This is a genomic window from Clostridium puniceum (genome assembly GCF_002006345.1).
Lineage (GTDB): Bacteria > Bacillota > Clostridia > Clostridiales > Clostridiaceae > Clostridium > Clostridium puniceum.
Genome location: NZ_LZZM01000095.1, coordinates 1 through 1543, shown reverse-complemented (window position 1 = coordinate 1543; position 1543 = coordinate 1). Strand labels below are relative to the sequence as shown.

Below are 1543 nucleotides of genomic sequence, written 5' to 3'. Positions count from 1 at the left end.
TCAATTTCATTCACCCCTAAGAATTTTAACTTAGTATTATCATATTTAATTTTTACTTCTTCTGCGGCTATTTCTTTTATATTGTCTATTACAAGGTTTGTTAATACTCTTTCTTTTAGGTGAATTTTGGGGTTTTCTGGTTCTATGCTCAATACTACAGCGCTAGATGTTGTCGGTTGTACTGGTGGCTCAGTTTTTTTAGTTACATTAACTGTGCATGATGCACTTAAGTTGCTTCCATCAGTTGTAGTAGCTTTTATAATTACCTTACCTTCTTTTATCGCTGTAAGTTTACCTGTCAAATCTACTGTTGCAATTGATTTATCACTTGAAGTCCATGTTACATTTTTATTGGTTGCATTATATGGTATAACTGTTGCCACTAAATTATCTACTTGTCCTATTTGTAAACTAGCTGTAACTTTGTTTAGCGATATACCCGACGTAACTATTGGTTGTTCTCCTGTATCATCTATATCTATAGCATCAAGTGCAAAATAACTAGCATCAGCTTGTGACCCAAGAACACTTCTATCAATACTAGTTATTAATACTTCATGTACTGTTTTACTTAAATCCAACTTCTCAAAAAAGATATAACACCCTCCTATACTACTTGAGTAGTTACTAAAATTTCCATAATTTACATCATCAATTTTAACATTGGCACCAGAGTTATTAGGATTCTTAAAAGTTAATATTCTTAATTTTGTTCCATAAAATTTAAATTTAATTGTACTTCCAACTACTCCACAATTACCGTGAGCAGTTTCTTTATATGCATTGTAGTTTGTATCTTTATTATAATTAGAAATAGCCCAACTATTACTATATGATATCATCGAGTCTGTGTCATCATATCTTTGCCAACCAGGCTCTGGTTGTAATAACTGTTGTCCAACAGTTGCAGCAGTTGCAATGGTTTCATTTTTAATTGTTCCACTACCTATCATAACCAATAATATTACAAACATTATACTAAACTTTTTAAAATATTTCTTCATTTATCATTTCTCCTCTTTTTCAATAATAAATGAGCGCGCCCTCTGTTATTATTATAATACGCACTAATGAATATTTCTTACAGTTTTTCTATATTATTGTTATAATTATTGTATAATTTTGCTAAATATAAAAATTGGCAATAATAAAACACTTAATTAGTGCTCAAATATTGTTTATAAGTTTGTTAAATTATTAATATATTATATCAACGTAGCAAGGCGTAAGTGGTCCTGTTATGCTACGTGCCCATATATCAATTCTTTTCCCATAATCGCTGTATTCAAAATACCTACTGGCTGTACTAGCTGAATATATATACGTGTTATTAGTAACATTCAATGTGGCCTTTGTTTCTGTATGATCATTATACATATTCGCAAATATAGTATGTTCAACAAAATTTATGCAAACTTGTATACTTTGAATATTTACTATCATATATTTAGGAGTGAATGATATAGGAAGTACTTTTTTTAGAGCTGTACCTTCTATCCCATTACCACTATCTTGTATAAGAATATCACTGGGTAAATATTCT

At 29.8% G+C, this 1543-nt stretch carries 2 protein-coding genes; both read right to left on the bottom strand.

Annotation, left to right across the window (positions count from 1 at the left end):
• Positions 1 to 1004, bottom strand: a 1004-nt coding sequence (locus CLPUN_RS07075; RefSeq protein ID WP_077846613.1) for an Ig-like domain-containing protein, incomplete at its 3' end; no start/stop codon positions are given.
• Between the two features lie 193 nt (positions 1005 to 1197).
• On the bottom strand, positions 1198 to 1543 hold a 346-nt coding region (locus CLPUN_RS27550; protein ID WP_158078717.1), incomplete at its 5' end, for a hypothetical protein.